We start from the raw sequence: 17,386 nt of genomic DNA on the forward strand, positions 1-17,386 counted from the left end.
AATGGGTGACGCTTGGGGCCTCTCATGAACCGCACCTCGCTTGGAAGGTCCGTCGCGCTCGCCGCCACGCTGGGGGCTTTGGCTGCGCTCGTCGGCTGCTCGGACAACCGCTTGCCGCCCGTGCCCGTGCCGAAGGCGGAGCAGAAGAGCCAACTGCCGCGCTGGTACCCCGAGAAGGCCTGGACCGCGAAGGAAGGCCAGAGCCAGATCTACATCGAGGGCAAGATCGTCTTCCAGACCGGCAGCGCCACGATCCACAAGTTCGGCGAGACCGAGAAGGTCCTGAAGACGCTGCTCGCGTTCGTCAACGAGCACCCCGAGGTCACGCGCCTGCGGATCGAGGGGCACACGGACGACAACGGCGCCGAGGACAAGAACCAGGACCTCAGCGCGCGGCGCGCGCTCAGCGTGTGCAACTGGCTCGTCGACAACGGCGTGAGCCACCTGCGCCTGCTCGCCGTCGGCTTCGGCGAGACGAAGCCCATCGCGCCGAACGAGCTCGAGATGGGCCGCGCGGAGAACCGCCGCACCGAGTTCCACGTCGCCGAGGTCGACGGCAAGCCCTTCCTCGGCAAGGACCCGACGGGCGGCGGCATGGTGCTCGACGTGCCGAGCCTCGAAGAGCGCAAGGCCGAGGAAGAGGCGCGCAAGAAGCCTGTGATCGCGGTCGTGCCGACCTTGAACTTCAAGCCCACGGGCAACGAAGTGAAGAAGGTCCAGGACAAGCAGATCTCGCTCGACCCAACGCAGAAGAAGCCCGAGCAGAAGAAGTAGAGCGCGCTCGGCCTAAGGCCCGAGGTGCCGCTCGGCCGCGTTCGGCGTGCGGTACTGCTCCAGCATCGCGAGCGTCTCGTGGAGCGACTGCCAGTAGTCGAGCACGTTGCCCTTCGGCGTCGCGTATTCGAGGAAGAGGTTGTCGTCGGTGGAGACGAGCGGCTCGCCCGGCGTCTCGCCGACGAACCGATCGAGCTCCGCGCCCGAGGCCATGAGCTCGTCGAGCAAGCCCGGCAGCGTGCCCGCGCCGAGCGTCTCGCGGATCGCGGGCACCGTGGCGAGGCGATCGAGCTCGGCGCGCGAGGCGACGAGGGGCCGCGCGCTCGCCACGAGGATGCCCTGCGATCCGCCGACGAAGAGCGCGACGTGCGGGAAGACGACGCGCAGCGTGCGCACGATGGCCGCGAGCTCGCGCCTGCGGATGTGGTGGAGCTGCACCCACTGCTGGAGGATGCCGCCGTCTGCGAGGCGCGCGCGCACGAGCTCGTAGAACTCGCGGCTGTAGAGGCTCGCGGCACCTGCGAACCACACGCTCGTGAGCTCCATCGTGACGAGGTCGTAGCCGCCCGGCGACACGAGCAGGTGGTTGCGGCCGTCTTCGAGCGAGAGCACCGTGCGCGGATCGTCGAGTGAATTGCGCGCCGGCCCGGAAAAATACTTCCGCGACGCGTCCACGATGGCGGGCGAGATCTCGGCGACCTCGATGCGCTCCCACGGGTAGGTGGCGATCGTGCCGAGCGTCGTGCCCGTGCCGAGGCCGATGACGAGCACGCGCTTCTCGGTGCCACGGAGGAACATCGAGGGGAAGTGCGCGAACCTGCGCTGCGCGGCCATCTCGGGACCGTTGTCGCCCTGGAACTTGCCGTTCGTGTAGAGCGTGAGCACCTCGGCGCGCCGCGCCACCGTGGTCACGCCGCCGTGCACGTCCTCGCGCACCATCTCGATGCGATCGGGCGGCGGGCCCGCGGAGAAGTACACGTTCGCGCCGTTCGTCATGCGCGCCATGTCCCAGCGCGGCAGCACGAGCGCGACCACGATCGCGGCCGCGGGCAAGGCGAACCGCGTCACGGCGGAGCCCTTCTCTCCGGCGGCCACGCGCGAGGCGAGCACCGAGGCGATCGCGAGCGCCGCGACGACGCCGAGCAGCGTGCCCTGCGATCCGAGCACCGGGAGGATGACGTACCCCGTGATGATTGAGCCGAAGATCGTGCCGACGGTGTTCACCACGGTCAGCCGTCCGACGCGCGCGCCGACGTCGGGCATCGAGGCGATGCGGTGGAGCAGGAGCGGAAACGTCGTGCCGAGGAAGACCGTCGGGACCGCGAGGATCAGGAGCGCGGCGAGCGCGCGGACGAGCTCGCGGCCCGTCCAGGAGTGCACATGTTTGCCTGCGAAGAGGAAGAGGCGCGGCAGCTCGGCCCAGAGCGGCATGGTGAGCGCGAGCGAGATCGCGGCGGCGCCGAGGCCGAACGCGAGCGCGCGGTCGCCGCGCTTCTCGGCGAGGGCAGGGGAGCGCGCCGCGCCGATCGCCAGGCACACGAGGAAGACGGCGAGCATCAGGCCGAACGCATACGCGCTGTTGCCGATGAGCAGCGCGAGCAGGTGCGTCTCGACGACCTCGGCCGCGAACACGATGAACCCCGACGCGAACGCGAACGCGAGCGCCGTGTTCTCGTGGTACGGACCCTGCGCCTGCGCCGCGGGCGCCGTTCGTTTCGGGCTCTCGTCGCTCGTCTCCGTCGCGGGCGCAGGGCTCTCCTCGGGCGCGCGCCTTCCCGTGACGATCGCGGTCACGCCGATCGTCACGTTCGCCAGCGCCGCAGCCCAGATCGTGCCGCGCACGCCGAGCGCGGGCAGGACGAGGTACGCGCTCGTCAGCGCGCCGATCGCGCCTCCCGCCGTGTTGATGGCGTAGAGCAACGACAGACGGCGCTGGCTTCGCTCGCCGACCTCGCCGGCGACGACCCGCGACAGGATCGGCAGCGTCGCGCCCATCGCCACCGTCGGAACGATCACCACGAGCGCCGTCAACGCGCCGCGCGCCGCCGTGAGGATCGCGAGCGAGCCCGGGGCCTTCTGCGCGACGTGGACATACGCCGCGGTGAGCGCTTCGAGCGCGGCGGGCGAGGCGGCGACGACGAGGCCGACGATGATTTCCAGCACCCCGTAGGCCACGAGCGGGCGGGCGATGCGCGCGGCGCGCTTGCCGCCGAGGTGCGCGCCGAGCGCCATGCCTCCCATGAACGCGGCGAGCACCGTGCTCACGGCGTACGCCGTCGCGCCGAAGACGTAGCCGAGCAGCTTGCCGAACGCGACCTCGTAGAGGAGCCCGGTCGAACCGGAGACGAGGAAGAGCGTCACGACGAGGGAAAACCGAGGGCGCACGCCGCGGACGATAGTCCAAGGGGCCGAGATCGCACGGCGCGAAAAAGGTCATCGGCGCCGATCCCGGCGCGCAGGGCCCGCGGTATCCTCGGGGCCGATGCGCGGCCCCGTGATGAAGATCGAAGACATCGCCGTTCGTTACGGCGATTGCTGGTCCATCCGGTCGGCCACGATCACCCTCGAACCCGGCGTGATCCACGCGATCCTGGGAGAAAACGGCGCCGGCAAGTCGACGCTGCTCAAAGCGGCGGCGGGGTTCGCCCCGCGCGTGGCGGGCACGGTGCGGATCGAGGACGGCGCGGCAGCCATTGGGATGGTGCACCAGCACTTCATGCTGGTTTCGGCGTTCACGGCGCTGGAGAACCTCGTCCTCGGCAGCGAACCCACGGGCTCGTTCGGACGCCTCGACCTCGCGAAGGCGCGGCGCGAGGCCGAGGCGCTCATGGAAAAGACGGGCCTTCGGGTGAACCTCGACGCGCGCACCTCGGATCTCGCGGTGGGCGAGCGGCAGCGGCTGGAGATCCTGCGCGTGCTCTACCGCGGCGCCCGCGCGATCTTGCTCGACGAGCCGACCGCGGTGCTCTCGCCGCTCGAAGCGGAGGAGCTCTACACGACGCTCGGCGCGCTCGCCGAGGGAGGCGCGACGATCGCCGTCGTCACGCACCGCATGGACGAGGTCATCCGGTTCGCCGGCCACGTCACGATCATGCGGCGCGGCAGGACCGTGCTTTCGCGGCCGATCGCAGCGGACGAGCGTGACCATCCGAAGCGGCTCGAGGACGAGCTCACGCGGGCGATCATGGGTGGAGAGCCGCCGCCCGAGGCGAGCCCGCCCGCGCTCGCGGAGGACGCCGAGATCGCGTTCTCGATCGAGGATCTCGTGCTCGTCGACGCCACGGGCAAACGCGTGCTCGACGGCCTCAACCTCGCCGTGAAGAAGGGCGAGATCGTGGGCATCGCGGGCATCGAGGGCAACGGGCAGCGCGAGCTCGTGCGTGCTGTCGCGGGGCTCGAACCCGGCGTGGCCGGATCGATCGTCCTCGGCGGCGCGCGCCTGCCCGCCGTGAGGACCACGGAGGATCTGCGCAAGCGACGCCGCGCGATCGCCGTGGTCCACGAGGATCGCCACGCCGACGGGCTCATGCTCGATGCGTCCGTGGGCGACAACCTCGTGCTCGGCGAGCTCGGTCAGATCGACGGGCCCAGCGCGGAAGCCGCGTTGATCAAGCATCGTATCGATCGCTTCGGCGTGAACCCGCCCGACGCGGCGAGGCGCGCGGGCGAGCTGTCCGGCGGCAACCAGCAGAAGGTCGTCGTGGGACGCGCGCTCGATCGCATCGAAGCGAGCCCCGAGCGCGCGCTCGTCGTGCTCGGACAACCGACCCGCGGCGTCGACGTCGGGGCGGCGGCGACGATCCACGGCGCCATCGTCACGGCCGCGGAAAAGGGCCTCGCCGTGCTCGTGGTGAGCGCGGACCTCGGCGAGCTCAGGCGCCTCTCGCACCGCATCCTCGTCCTGCACCGCGGCCGTATCGTGACGGAACTCCCGCCCACGTCCTCCGACGACGTCATCGGCCGGGCCATGCTCGGCATGGAGGACGCGTGAACGACAAACGCGTCCGCGCCCTGCTCCCGATCGTCCTCGCGATCGCGGGCGGCATCCTGATCTTCAACCTGATCGCGTTCGCGTTCGGGGAAGCGCCGGCCTCGGCGTTGCGCCTCGCGTTCGAGGGCACGTGGGGCACGCCGTACGGCCTCGGCCAGGTCCTCTTCAAGGCCACGCCGCTGCTCTTCACGGGCCTCGCGTTCGAGGTCGCGCTGCGCGCGGGCCTCTTCAACATCGGCGCCGAGGGACAACTCGCGCTCGCGAGCCTCGTGGGCGGGCTCGTCGCCTCGAAGCTCCCCGCCTCGCTCCCCATGCCGATCGCGCTGCCGATCGTGCTCGCCACCGCCGCCGCGGTCGGCGCGTTCGTCGCGTTCATCCCCGCGATCCTGCGCGCGCGTCGCGGTGTGCACGAGATCATCACGGCGATCATGGTCAACCGCATCGTGGACGCGATCCTCCCGTGGACGTTCTCCACGGTGCTCGGCTCCTCCACGCTCCGCACCGCGGACATCGCGCCCGGCGCCGCGCTCCCGCGCCTCGATCGTGTCGTGCCGTCCTTCGCGGGCAGCGCCGCGAGTTTTGCGTTCCCTCTTGCGGTCGTGATCGTCTTCGTCGCGATGGCCCTGCTCGAACGCACCCGGCTCGGTCGGGAGATCCGCTGGGTCGGGTTTCGCCCCGAGGCTTGCCGCGCCGAGGGCATCGACGTCGAGCGGCGCTTGCTCCTCGCGATGCTCCTCTCCGGCGCGATCGCGGCGCTCGCCGTCTCCTCGACGGCGCTCGGGTACAAGGGGTACTACGAGCTCGGCCTCGGCGCGGGCGCGGGGTGGAGCGGCATCGCGGTCGCCATGCTCGGCCGCGGCAAGGCCGTCGGCATCGTCCTCGCCGCGATCTTCCTCGGCACGCTGGAGCAAGCCGGCCTCGCGGTGAACGCGCGTGTCCCGAAGGAGGCGATGGACGTCCTCGAAGCGACGCTCATCGTCCTCGTCGCCGTCGCGAGCCGCGTCGCGTTCAAGGGCGCGCGCGCCGCGACGAACGAAGGCCCCGAGCCTGCACCTCCCCGCGACAAACCTACCCCCACGCCTGCCTCCGAGGAGGCCCGCTCGTGAGCTCGATCTTCTCCCTCACCATGCTCGCCGAGTCGATCCGCATTGCCGTGCCGTACACGTGCGCGGCGATCGGCGGCGTGTGGGCCGAGCGCGCGGGCGTCATCCAGATCGGCCTCGAAGGCATCCTGCTCACGGGCGCGTTCACCGCGGTCGCCGTCACGCACGCGACGAACAGCCCCACGCTTGGCCTCGTCGCGGCGATCGGCGCTGGCATCGCGCTCTCGCTCGGCCACGGCCAGCTCACCGAGCGCGCCCGCGTTCATGCCGTCATCAGCGGCATCGCCTTGAACCTCTTCGCGCTCGCCGCGACCCGCATGGGCCTGCGCGCCCTCTACGACAGCGCCTCGAACTCCCCTGGGATCGAGGCGTACCGGTTCGGCCCCACGGGCGCCACGGGCGGCGCGATGCTCCTGCGTGTCCTCGCCGATCCCGTCTTCTTCCTTGCGCTCGCCGCCGTCGCCGCGACCCCCTTCCTCCTGCAAAACACCCGCTTCGGCCTGCGCGTGCGCGCCGCCGGCGAGAACCCCGTCGCCACCGCGAGCGTCGGCATCTCCGTCACGCGCGTCCGCCTCACCGCGCTCGCCGTCTCCGGCGCGATCTGCGCGCTCGGCGGCGCACACCTCGCCTACGACCAGCAGCGCTTCGAGTCCGGCATGTCCGCGGGCCGTGGCTTCATCGCGCTCGCGGCCGTCGTCGTCTCGGGCTGGCGCGCGGGCCGCGCCGCGCTCGCGTGCCTCGCGTTCGGCATGCTCGAAGCGCTGCAAATCGTGCTCCAGGACGAGGTGCGCAAGACGGCGATCGGTGATCTGATCCAGACCTTGCCCTACGTCGCGACGTTGCTCGTGCTCGCGCTCGCGCCACGCCGCGCGGGCGCGCCCGAGGGACTCGGCAAACACGCCGCCGACTAAGGTCCCGAGCGCCCTTGCACGCGCGCGAGGGCCTGCAACGTCCGCTCCGCGGCGCGCTCACGCCGGCGCAGAGCGAGGCAACCTCCTGCCGGCACGGCCCTTGCGCGCGTACAAAACGACGCGTGCCCGTTGCGAGGCGTGTCTTGCACGCACGCAAATCGACGCGTGCCCGTTGCGAGGCGTGCCTTGCGTGCACGCAAAACGACGCGTGCCCCTTGCGAGGCGTGCCATGCACGTGTGCAAACGCGGCCAGCGACGTTCGTTCACCGCGGTTGCACGGGTGCAACGCTCCGCCATCCCACGCCACATTCCTGCTTGCGCGCGTGCAAACACCGCCGTCACGGGGTCGGGAGGCGCCTTGCACCGGATGCAACGCACCCCTCGCAGCCGCGAGGACCGTCTTGCATGGAGCAACGACCGTGGCTGACGCTCGACGGGGCGATTTTGCGTGCGTGCAACACACGCCGCGCAACGGCAAGCCGACCCGTTGCACCGGGGATCCCCTCAACTCCACGCCGGCACGCCCCGCTTTGCGCGAAAGCTCGCGTCCTTAGCTCGCGTCCTTTTTCCGCCCGCCCTCCCCCCGTTCAACCCTCCCAACCCCTCAGCCAGGCCGTTTCACCACATCCACAAAGCTCTCCACCGCCCGCCCCTCAGCCATCCCGATCACCCGCGACTCCCGCGACGGCCCCGTCGACCGCACGACCTCGTCGAGCGGCACGCCCCACGCGCGCGCCAGCGCCTCCAGCACCGCGCCCGCCAGCGTGCGCAACACCGCGCGCCACGGCTCGCCGCTCGGCGCTTCTTCGCTCGGCCAGAGCGTCGGATCACGCGCATCCAGGATCGCCGGCAGGTGCATCCGCACCACCAGCACGTTCGGCGCGAACGTGATCTTCCCGCGCCACCACGGACCACGACCGCTCTGGTGATCCCGCACGAGGAGCACCTCGTCCGGCACCACGTCCCACGCCGCGATCGCCTGCTCCGACAGCCAGCCCTTGGCGCCCTCCGCGATCGGCAGCGTGTCGAGCCGACCGCCGCACGCCCGCACGATCTGCGCGCATGCCATCTGCTCCGCCGGCTCCTTCACGAGCGCTGGCAAGAGCGCGGCTTGCTCCGACGCCCACCGCGCGAGCTCCTGCCGCTCCACCACCGGCACCACTGTCGCCTGCCGCGTCGCCCCGGGACGACCCACGAGCACGCCCGAGATCCCTCGCATCGAGCACGCGCGCAGGCCGCCCACGGCCACCACGCCCGCGTAGGTCGGGTGGATGCAGGCGCGGCCCACCGTGTCGCCCGACGAGGTCACGAGCGGCCGGAGGTTCTGCGCCATCTCCGGGATCTCGCGCGGCCAGAGCCTTTCGAACGGCTCGGGCTCCGGGCTCCACGTCCGGCCGAGCAACTCGTAGCCGTCGATCGTCATCCAGTCCGATGCCGGCACCACGCGTGTGCGCTTGCCATGCGCGTCCTCCACGTCGAGGTGCACGTCGAGCGCCGGACAGAGCCACGCGCAAAGCTCCTCCAGCGTCCAGCAGCGATCGTGCCCGCGACGGTAGAAGATCCCGTCCGGCGCATCCGGCGGCGCGCGCAGCCACACCCGCACGCGTGTCCCCGCGTCGCTCATCACCTCCGCTTCCGCGGCTGCGCGCAGGATCGGGCGCGTCGTCCCGCCCGCGTAGAGCTCGAGCACGCTCGTCTCCTTGCGCCCCCGATCGGACGTGCGTGTCGTGATCCGGGCCCTTTGACCCCAAAGGAACACCGCGAACGGCCCGAGCCCACCACCGCCGCGGCGGAAGCCCTTCGCCAGGAGCCCCGGCGGATCCCGGCGCAGGAGCAGCGACGACCAGTACTCGCTCGCCGTGTCGCGCAGCGGCGCCGACAGCGCTTCTGCGGGCATCCCCGTGCCCGTGTCCTCGATTTCGAGCCAGTGCCCTTCCTCGTCCTCGCCGAGCCGCACCGTGATCGTGCCCCAGTCGCTCGGCCACTCCTCCAGCATGCGCCGCGCGCGCACCGCGCTCGCCGCGTTCTGCACGAGCTCCCGCAGCGGCATCGACGCGTCGCTCTCGTCGAGCCGCGTCGCCCCGAGCCGCTCCACGAGCGACGGGATGTCCGTCACGTGCACCCGCGTATCCACCGGCGTCCATCCCTCGACGGGGAGGAAATCCGCGAGGCGGCTCGGATCCTCCACGCCTGCCACGCCGCGCGCCCCGAGCCTCGGCCGACCTGCCTCCGCGAGGAGCGTGTCCACGATCCGGAGCTCGCGATCCACCGCGACCAGCGTGTCCATCCCGAGCCAGAACGCGGGCGCCTCTTCCACCGTGAAGGGGCTGTCGGCGAGGAAGATGAGCCGGCTGTTCGCGACGTACGGCTCGCGCAGCTTCTCTTGCAGGATCCAGTGCTCCCGCCGCGCCCCTGCGGGCCTGCGCGCCGCGCGCCAGAAATGCGGCGCGCGCGAAAAATCGATCCGCGACACGTCCGCGACGCGCAAGAGACAGGCGAGCTTGAACGCGTCCACCGTCCAGCCCGAGGGCATCCCGGCGAGCGGCGCGATCGTCTCGTGGAAGTGCTCCGGCAGCTCCGTCGCGAGCCACAGGTGGCTCCGCGCGACGCGGCCGATCGTCGACCCGTACGCCTGCCTGAGCTCCACCGGCTCGACCAGGTGGTGCTCCTGCCCGTGCGCGTCTCCGTAAGGCGCGAGCGTGAGCCGCTCGGCGTGCCTGGCGTAGAGCGTGCGCAACGCCTCCGTGATCGCCTCTTGCTCGATGTCGGCCGGCGGCTGCTGCAACTCGGCCGTCGTCGGCGCGCGCCCGAGCTTGCGCACCAGCATGCCCACGACCGCGTCGACCCACGTGCGCTCGCCCTTCAGCGCGTCCGTCCCGCCGTGCATCATCGCCAGCGAGAGCGCGAGATCGTGCACGACGAGCGACGACGCGAGGACGAACGCCTCGGGCGGCGTCAGCGAGAAGCTCGGCCCCGCCACCGCGTCCGCGCTGATCCACAGATCGTCGGTGTGCAAAAGATCCGAGAGGCTCGGCTCGTCGGTGCGCGCTGCGACCATCTCGTTTGCGATGGCCGTGGCGCGCCCGCGGATGCGCGAAAGCGCGTCGCGCAAGGTCGCGCGAGGTCCCGCTACGACGTCAGCCTCGCGGGGCGCGAGTGTGCTTTCCCAGAGCGTGGTCGTCTCGAGGTGCGCCATCTTCCGAGGGTAGTCCGACTCGGCCCGCGAGGGGGAGGGAGAAGGGAGAGGGGAGGCGAGGGGAGGCGTGATCGCTCGCGGCGCGCGCGGCCGCGTTACGGCGAGGGCGAGCGTGGCTCCTGCGTGACAGCTTTTTCCGAAGCTTCCCGCGGGAACCGCTCCTTGTGCGTCACGAGCATCCGCTCGGCGATCGCAACCACGTCACCTACGTCCTTGCCGTATCCGTCGGCGTGGATTTCCTCAGCGAACGAAGACGTCGTCACGGCGCCGCCGATCATCACCACGTGCGGCAAACCCTGGCCTCGCACGGCGTCGATGACGTCCTTCATGCGCATCATCGTCGTCGTCATGAGCGCCGACAGACCGATGATCTGCGCCTTGTGCTCGCGCGCGGCGGCGAGGATGTCTTCGAGCGGCACGTTGCGCCCGAGATCGTGCACGTCGAAGCCGAAGTTGCGGAGCATCAGACCCACGATGTTCTTGCCGATGTCGTGGATGTCGCCCTTCACCGTGGCGAGGATGACCGTGCCCTTCTTCTCGATGTTGCCCGACGCTTCGAGCAGCGGCATCAGCACGGCGACGCCGGCCTTCATCGCGTCCGCGCTCGCGATGAGGTGCGGGATGAACTTCTTGCCCGAGCCGAACAGATCGCCGAGGTGCCGGATCGCCGGCGTGAGCACGTTCAGGAAGATGTCGAAGGGATCCATGCCCTCCGCGAGCGCGCGCTTGACGAGCCCGGGCACGCCGTCCTTGTCGCCCTCGACGACCGCGCCCCACAGGAGATCACGTGTCCCCTTCGCCTTGCCCGCGCCCGCCTCGCCCTTCGGCTCGTCGCCGCCCGGCGTCGCCACGTTGAGGAGCTGCCCCGCCTTCGCCGCTTCGAGCATGGCCTGATCACGCTTCCGCTGCGCTTCGAGCGGCACGGCCAGGTCGATGTACCGCCGGCAGTTCAGATCACGCCCCGCGAACAGGCTCGCCGCCGCCACGGTCTCCTGCAGCAGCGGGTCGACCGCGTTGCAGATCGCGCTGTCGAGCCCCGCCGCGATGGCCTGCGCGAGGAACGTGTTGTGCACGGTCTTCCGCAGCGGGATCCCGAACGACACGTTGGACAACCCCAGCGTCGTCGCGCATCCGAGCTCGTTCGTGATGATGCGGATCGTCTCGATCGTCTGCGCCGCGGCCACGGGCGCCGCGCTCACCGGGATCGAGATGCAGTCGAAGACGACCCACTCCTTGGGGATCCCGTGCTCCTCGCACATCCGCAGGATCTTCTCGGCGTTGCGCACCCGATCGATCGCGCGCTCGGGGATCTCGCTCTCGGCGCACATCCCGATCACGGCGCAGCCGTAACGCTTGATGATCGGCAGCAAGAACTCCGCCTTCTCGCGCACCGGATCGACGCTGTTCACGAGCGGGCGCCCGGGGAACGCCCGGATCCCGCGCTCCAGCGCGTGCACGTTCGCCGAGTCCACCACGAGCGGCAGATCCGTCACGTTTTGCACCGCGAGCACGGCCTTCTCCAGCATCGCCGCTTCGTCCACGAGCGGGACGCCGACGTTCACGTCGAGGGCCATCGCGCCGCCCTCGGCCTGCGCCCGCGCGTCTTGCACGATGAGGTCCGTCCGGCCCTCGCGGATCGCCTGCGAAAAGATCTTCCGCCCCGTCGGGTTGATCCGCTCGCCGATCGTCACGAACGGCGCGCCCTTCCCCATCCGGAGGCTCCGGCTCCGCGAGGTGATCCACGTGCCCGGCAGGCGGTTCGTCGTCGCGTGGGGCTTGTGCCCGACCTCCGAGGCGATCATGCGGATGTACTCGGGCGTCGTGCCGCAGCAGCCGCCCACGATCGCCGCGCCGCGATCCACGAACTGCCGCGCGAACGGCGCCATCTGCTCGGCCGTCTGCGGGAAGACCGTCCGGCCGTGCCGCATCACGGGAAGGCCCGCGTTCGGCTGCACCGAGAGCGGCAGCGACGTCGCCCGCCCCATGCGCCCCACGACCTCCAGCATGTCCTCCGGGCCCACGGAGCAGTTCACGCCGATCACGTCCGCGCCGCAGGCTTCGAGCACGATCGCCGCCGTCTCCGGATCCGTGCCCGTGTCCGTCAATCCGCGCACCGTGTACGTCATGTGCGCGATCACCGGGACCGTCCGCGAGACGTCGCGCACGCCGATGAGCGCCGCCTTCATCTCGACGAGATCGAACATCGTCTCGATCACGATCACGTCCACGCCCGCGTCCACGAGCGCCCGCGCCTGCTCCGAGAAGATCTCGACGGCCTCCTCGAACGGCAGCTCCCCGCCCGGCTGCAACGTCGTCCCGCTCGGGCCGATGTCGCCCGCGACGAGCGTGCGTGCGTCCCCGATGGCCCGCCGCGCGTTTTGCACGGCGGCCGCGTTGAGCTCGCGCACGCGATCCGCCGCGTTGTACTCGCCGAGCCGCAGGCGCGAGGCCCCGAACGTGTTCGTCAGGAGGATGTCCGCCCCGGCGTTCACGTACTCGCGGTGCACCGCGATGATCGCGTCGGGTTGCTCCACGTTCCAGAGGTCCGGCGCGTATCCGTCGGGCAGCCCGCGCGCCTGCAAGAACGCGCCCATCGAGCCATCGAGGATCAGCACCTCGCTTCGCAGCCGCCTCGCGAATTCCTGACGATTCACGCGGTCTCCTTAGCTCGATTCCGCCCCGATGACGACCGGATCCCCCTCGTCTTCCGGAGTTCGCCCGTCCTCCCGCGCCACGAACGCCACCACCGTCGTCACGGATTTCCTGGGCCAGAGGCTCATCGCCTCGTTCACCGTCACGCCGATCCGCGAAGCCTCCACGAACGGGCAAAGCGCGCCTTGCGCCTCCATCGGATAGCCGATGTAGCCTGGCCGGTACCGCGCCGACCGGGCGAGCCCCGCCCGCGCGAGATCCGACGTGATCCGCGCCTCCACCACACGCGCCGCCCGATCCACGAGGAACGTTCCGAGCGCGTCGAGGAACCACGCCTCGGCCGGCTCGCCGCGCCGCGCGAGCTCATCCAGCGCCTCGTCCCATCGCTCGCCGAGCGTGACCACCAGGAACGCGACCTCGCGCGCCCCTGCGAACCGCTCCGCGAGCACGGAGGAACGCAAGAGCCCGGGCGGCGACTCCTCTGTGACCACCTCGTCCTCGCGGATCTCCACGACCTCCGCCGTTCGAAACACGCCCTCGAACGAGGCCATCCCGAGCGCGCGATCGAGCGCGAGCGTGATCGCCTCGCGCACGCCGCGTTCGTCGATGTCCGCGATCCGGGTCGCGTGGGGCACCCGGAGCGCGCGCAGGACCTCGCGCTCGTCCGGCGCTGGGATCCCGCTTCGCACCATGTTCACGCCGCGACGTAGGAGCCGCATGCCCTTTTGTTCCGTAGCGTCATCTACCACTGGCAAGTGGCTAGGAGGTTGCCTATCTTAGGGAGCGTCTGGGAGCCGCCGACCTCAGCGCGGCCTCTGCGACGCACACCACCCGCGTCCATGGCTTCTCCGGACGAGGCTACGAGGAGAACTATGTCTATCAGCATCACGCCTAAGGCAGCCGAGAAGGTCGTCGAGATTGCGACGGCCGAGGATCTCATGGGGCAGGGCCTGCGTCTGCGTGTCATCGGCGGCGGTTGTGCCGGCTTCTCCTACGATCTCTACTTCGAGGACAAGCCGACCGACCTCGACGAGACCTTCGAGGACAAGGGCATCAAGCTCTACGTCGACCCGCTGAGCTATCAGTACCTCGACGGGACGGAGATCGATTACGTGGAAGGCCTCCACGGCTCGGGGTTCAAGTTCTCGAACCCGAACACGAAGAGCACCTGCGGCTGCGGCTCTTCGTTCTCCGCCTAGCACGCCCCCGCGCGCCCGCCCGCGGCGCTCCGCCGCGCCACGCCGCCCGCTCTCTCGCGGACGGCAAACTCCTCGAAAATCCCCACGAACTTCCGGTTTTCTGCGTTCTTCGGGCCTTGCCGAAGCGCGCCTCCACGGCCGTTCCGGTCGCACAGCGTGCAGCCACGCCGCACCCCTGGTCCTTTCTCCCTGGGGCCATGTCACCCCGTGAGCCAGGGGCGTGCCACACGCGGACCAGGTCCGAACCAATCGCGGGCGGCGTGAGTCATGCAGGGAGTCGGTCCGTCGGGGCCGACGTCCTCGAAGGCCCCTCGAAACGGCGTCCACGGCGGGTAGGCCCGAGCGACGACGCGGTGCGCCCCACTGGAAATCGCACCTTTCATGAGAATGAGGGAAGACGTGCAGACCTCTCGAGACCAAAGCAGCGCGGTTTCTCGGTATATCGCGCACGTTCGGCAAATTCCGGAGCTCTCGCGCGAGGAGGAGGTCGAGCTCGCCCGTGCTTTCCGGGATCGGGGAGACGAGCGCGCGGCCGCCCGGCTGGCGCTCGCCAACCTGCGGCATGTCGTGTCCATCGCGATCAGCTACCGGCGTTATGGCATTCCTCTCGCCGATCTCATCGCCGAGGGGAACTTCGGGATCGTGCACGCGATCCGCAAGTACGACCCGGATCGCGGCAATCGGTTCGTCACGTATGCGGCATACTGGATCCGTGCGTACATCCTGAACCACGTGATTCATTCATGGAGCCTCGTCGGCGTCGGATCCGGCCCGCTCCGGTCGAAGATGTTTTTCCGTCTCCGCCGAGAGCGCGCGCGTATCGCGGGGCTCGTGGGCGAGGGCGAAGCGGGGGACAAGCTCCTGGCCGAGAAGTTTGGCGCGCCCGCGGAGAAGGTCGTCGAGATGGCCCGCCGGCTCGAAGCCCGGGACGTCTCGCTCGACACGAAGGTGTTCGAGGACGGGGCGCGTTCGCTCGTCGATACCCTCGTCGCCGAGGATCAGGATCAAGAGGAGCGATTCTCGCGCGCCGAGGAGGGGGCGCTCCTGCGCGAGCGCCTCGAGCAGGCCGTGCAGAACCTCGATCCGCGCGAGCGATACATCGTGGAGACGCGCATGATGGCCGATCCGGAGGAGGAGCTCTCGCTCGCCGAGATTGGCAGGCGCCTCGGCGTCTCGCGCGAACGCGCGCGCCAGCTCGAGGCCCGCGCCAAGCGCAAGCTGCGCGACCGGCTCCACCCGCTCGCGGCATGAAGTCACCACCTCGACTTTCGGATCGGGGGGCGTTATCTTCCGCCTCGTCGCAGCGGAGCAGGTGATCGCCGGCGGGTTTCCGCGGGAGGAAAGTCCGAGCTCCGCAGGGCAGGGTGCCGGGTAACGCCCGGTGAGGGTGACCTCGAGGAGAGTGCAACAGAGAACCAGACCGCCGGCTTGAAGGTGCCCTCGTGGTGCTCGTCCAGTCGGTAAGGGTGAAACGGTGGGGTAAGAGCCCACCGCATCTCCGGTAACGGGGGTGGCATGGCAAACCCCACCCGGTGCAAGGCCGCGTAGGGAGGCGATGGGATCGAGAGGTCCCGGGAGGACGGCCCGTCCGATGCCTCCGGGTTGGCTGCTGGAGGCACGTAGCAATGCGTGCCCTAGAGGAATGATCGCCGACGCTCCGGGGGTGACCTCGGGGCGAGACAGAACTCGGCTTATGAGCCGCTGCGACCGAGAGGCTCCGATCGAACGATCGGGGCCTTTCGCTTTTTGTCGCAGCTTGTCGAATGCGAGTGCAACCGAGCGATGTCGGCCGCCGAAGCGGGCTCTGCCATAAGCGTTTTTCCTGGCGATGCCAGGCACGTCCTCGCCTCGCATGGCGTGGCCTCGGCCGTATGTTACGTTGTGGCAACCCGTCCGTCGTCTCTTCACCGATGGAGCAAACCATCCCCTCCGAAGTACCCGCGCGTTCCACATTTGCCGTGATCTGGCCTTGGCTGCTCGCGATTTCCGTCGCGATGGCTTCGATTGCGATCGCCCTCCTGCTGATCCGGCCGCTCGACGGCCTGTTCTTGATGGGGCCGATCGGGATCCTCGCGCTTCTGGCGCTCGTCGCGGGGTTTCTTCCGAGCCTGGTTTCGCTCGTCCTCTCCACGATCGGCTTCGGGGTTTACTGGTTTGTGGCGTCGTCGGGGGACGAGCCTCCGGGGGTTGTCTTTCCCTACGTATTTCGTCTCATCACGTTTTTCGTGACCGGCTTGATCGTGAGCCTCGTCATGGGCTCGGAGCGCCGGGCGCGGCAGCGCGCGCAGGGCGAGCGTTTGCTCGCCGAGCGCTCCCGGCTGGAGGCCGAGCGGGCCGCCGCGGCCGCCCGGGCCTCGCTCGCGGCGCTGCACGAGAGCGAAGAGCGACATCGCGCCCTCGCCGAGGCGCTGCAGGAGGCCGATCGTCGCAAAGACGAGTTTCTGGCCATTCTCTCGCACGAGCTACGAAACCCCTTGGCTCCGGTCCGCAACAGCCTCTATGTGCTCGGCCGCGCGGCGCCGGGCAGCGAGCAGGCGAAGCGCGCCGAGCGCGTGATCGAGCGGCAGATCGTTCACATGACGCGGCTCATCGACGATCTGCTCGACGTGACGCGTATCTCGCGCGGCAAGATCCACCTCCAGCACGGGCCGGTCGAGCTCTGCGAGCTCGTGCATCGCGCCATCGAGGATCTCCGCTCGGTCTTCGAACAAGGCGGGGTGACGCTCAGCGTGGAGCTGCCCGACGGGCCCGTTTGGGTGAACGGCGACGGGACGCGGCTCGCGCAGGTCGTGGGCAATTTGCTGCACAATGCGGCCAAGTTCACGGATCGTGGCGGGCGGGTGCAGGTCGTGGTGTCGCTCGTGGAGGGGGGACGAACCTACATTTGCGTGCGTGATACCGGCATGGGCATTGCGCCGGAGGTCTTGCCCCGACTCTTCAATCCTTTCACGCAGGCCGACAGGACGCTCACGCGGAGCCGCGGGGGGCTCGGGCTCGGCCTCTCGCTGGTCAAGGGTTTGGTCGAGCTACACGGCGGTGACGTGCGCGCCGAGAGCGAGGGCCCGGGCCGGGGCGCCACCTTCACGATCGAGCTGCCCGTGCGGGAGCCCGCGGCCCCGAACGGCGCGGCGAGCGTGGGCCGCGAGGAGCACCGCTGCGGCCGTATCCTGGTCATCGAGGACAACGCGGACGCGGCCGCGAGCCTCGCCGAGGCGCTCGCGGTCGGGCGGCGCAACGTGCACGTGGAGGTCGCCCATTCCGGCCCCGAGGGGATCGAGAAGGCGCGGAGCTTCGATCCCGAGGTGATCCTGTGTGATCTCGGTTTGCCCGGGATGAACGGCTACGAGGTCGCGCAGGCGCTCCGCGCGGATCCGACGCACCGGGACAAGCTCCTCATCGCGCTGACGGGGTACGCCTCGCCCGAGGATCGGAAGCTCTCGCGGGCGGCCGGCTTCGATCGGCACCTCGCGAAGCCGTTGGACCTCAAGACGCTGGACCGGCTGCTCGCGGAGCTCTGTGATCCCGCGGGGCCTACGGGGCGGGCGTCCGCGGCGTGACGA

At 70.1% G+C, this 17,386-nt stretch carries 11 protein-coding genes and 1 other RNA gene; 8 read left to right on the forward strand and 4 right to left on the reverse strand.

Translation table 11 applies throughout. The annotated features are described in order from the left end of the window. Nucleotides 1-24: 24 nt before the first annotated feature. Nucleotides 25-774 (forward strand): OmpA family protein, encoded by a 750-nt coding sequence (locus POL67_RS12215; protein WP_271917453.1) that lies wholly within the window; start codon nucleotides 25-27, stop codon nucleotides 772-774. 12 nt (nucleotides 775-786) lie between these two features. On the opposite strand, the gene POL67_RS12220 is transcribed toward POL67_RS12215, so the two are convergent. Beyond that, nucleotides 787-3,159, reverse strand: coding sequence for a fused MFS/spermidine synthase (locus POL67_RS12220; protein WP_271917454.1), 2,373 nt, complete (start codon nucleotides 3,157-3,159; stop codon nucleotides 787-789). A gap of 97 nt (nucleotides 3,160-3,256) precedes the next feature. Between POL67_RS12220 and POL67_RS12225 the strand changes: the two genes are divergently transcribed. The 3 genes from POL67_RS12225 to POL67_RS12235 are packed head-to-tail and all read left to right on the forward strand — an operon-like array spanning nucleotide 3,257 to nucleotide 6,779. Continuing rightward, a complete protein-coding gene (locus tag POL67_RS12225; RefSeq protein ID WP_271917455.1) occupies nucleotides 3,257-4,765 on the forward strand; it encodes an ABC transporter ATP-binding protein in 1,509 nt (502 codons plus the stop codon). Continuing rightward, nucleotides 4,762-5,871 carry an ABC transporter permease gene (locus POL67_RS12230; RefSeq protein ID WP_271917456.1) on the forward strand — a complete coding sequence of 370 codons (1,110 nt, stop codon included), beginning with the start codon at nucleotides 4,762-4,764 and terminating at the stop codon, nucleotides 5,869-5,871. The genes POL67_RS12225 and POL67_RS12230 overlap by 4 nt, the downstream gene beginning before the upstream one ends. Then, nucleotides 5,868-6,779, forward strand: a complete 912-nt coding sequence (locus tag POL67_RS12235; protein ID WP_271917457.1) for an ABC transporter permease — start codon at nucleotides 5,868-5,870, stop codon at nucleotides 6,777-6,779. The genes POL67_RS12230 and POL67_RS12235 overlap by 4 nt, the downstream gene beginning before the upstream one ends. A 604-nt stretch (nucleotides 6,780-7,383) precedes the next feature. Here the strand turns inward: POL67_RS12235 and POL67_RS12240 are convergent. The 3 genes from POL67_RS12240 to POL67_RS12250 form a co-directional block, all read right to left on the reverse strand. Continuing rightward, a complete protein-coding gene (locus POL67_RS12240; protein ID WP_271917458.1) occupies nucleotides 7,384-9,975 on the reverse strand; it encodes an HD domain-containing protein in 2,592 nt (863 codons plus the stop codon). Between the two features lie 95 nt (nucleotides 9,976-10,070). Next, complete coding sequence (locus POL67_RS12245; protein ID WP_271917459.1) at nucleotides 10,071-12,629, reverse strand: homocysteine S-methyltransferase family protein; 2,559 nt, start codon at nucleotides 12,627-12,629, stop codon at nucleotides 10,071-10,073. A gap of 9 nt (nucleotides 12,630-12,638) precedes the next feature. Then, nucleotides 12,639-13,346 (reverse strand): hypothetical protein, encoded by a 708-nt coding sequence (locus tag POL67_RS12250; RefSeq protein ID WP_271917461.1) that lies wholly within the window; start codon nucleotides 13,344-13,346, stop codon nucleotides 12,639-12,641. A 153-nt stretch (nucleotides 13,347-13,499) separates the two neighbouring features. Between POL67_RS12250 and erpA the strand changes: the two genes are divergently transcribed. The 4 genes from erpA (at nucleotide 13,500) to POL67_RS12270 (ending at nucleotide 17,383) form a co-directional block, all read left to right on the forward strand. Then, nucleotides 13,500-13,826, forward strand: a complete 327-nt coding sequence (gene erpA / locus POL67_RS12255) for an iron-sulfur cluster insertion protein ErpA (protein ID WP_136931465.1) — start codon at nucleotides 13,500-13,502, stop codon at nucleotides 13,824-13,826. A 399-nt stretch (nucleotides 13,827-14,225) separates the two neighbouring features. Beyond that, nucleotides 14,226-15,077, forward strand: a complete 852-nt coding sequence (locus tag POL67_RS12260; protein WP_136931464.1) for a sigma-70 family RNA polymerase sigma factor — start codon at nucleotides 14,226-14,228, stop codon at nucleotides 15,075-15,077. A gap of 49 nt (nucleotides 15,078-15,126) precedes the next feature. Continuing rightward, nucleotides 15,127-15,535: RNase P RNA component class A (gene rnpB / locus POL67_RS12265), an RNA gene on the forward strand. Nucleotides 15,536-15,820: 285 nt separating this feature from the next. After that, nucleotides 15,821-17,383, forward strand: a complete 1,563-nt coding sequence (locus POL67_RS12270; RefSeq protein WP_271917463.1) for an ATP-binding response regulator — start codon at nucleotides 15,821-15,823, stop codon at nucleotides 17,381-17,383. Nucleotides 17,384-17,386 lie beyond the last annotated feature (3 nt).

Origin of the sequence: Polyangium mundeleinium, assembly GCF_028369105.1 — a bacterium.
In the GTDB taxonomy this organism is placed as follows: Bacteria; Myxococcota_A; Polyangia; order Polyangiales; family Polyangiaceae; genus Polyangium; species Polyangium mundeleinium.

Excerpts from the sequence above, each read along its gene's own strand:
- POL67_RS12215 (WP_271917453.1), top strand. The coding sequence starts at position 25 with ATGAACCGCACCTCGCTTGGAAGGTCCGTCGCGCTCGCCGCCACGCTG.
- POL67_RS12225 (WP_271917455.1), top strand. The coding sequence starts at position 3,257 with ATGCGCGGCCCCGTGATGAAGATCGAAGACATCGCCGTTCGTTACGGC.
- POL67_RS12240 (WP_271917458.1), bottom strand. The coding sequence starts at position 9,975 with ATGGCGCACCTCGAGACGACCACGCTCTGGGAAAGCACACTCGCGCCC.
- POL67_RS12250 (WP_271917461.1), bottom strand. The coding sequence starts at position 13,346 with ATGCGGCTCCTACGTCGCGGCGTGAACATGGTGCGAAGCGGGATCCCA.
- erpA (WP_136931465.1), top strand. The coding sequence starts at position 13,500 with ATGTCTATCAGCATCACGCCTAAGGCAGCCGAGAAGGTCGTCGAGATT.
- POL67_RS12270 (WP_271917463.1), top strand. The coding sequence starts at position 15,821 with ATGGCTTCGATTGCGATCGCCCTCCTGCTGATCCGGCCGCTCGACGGC.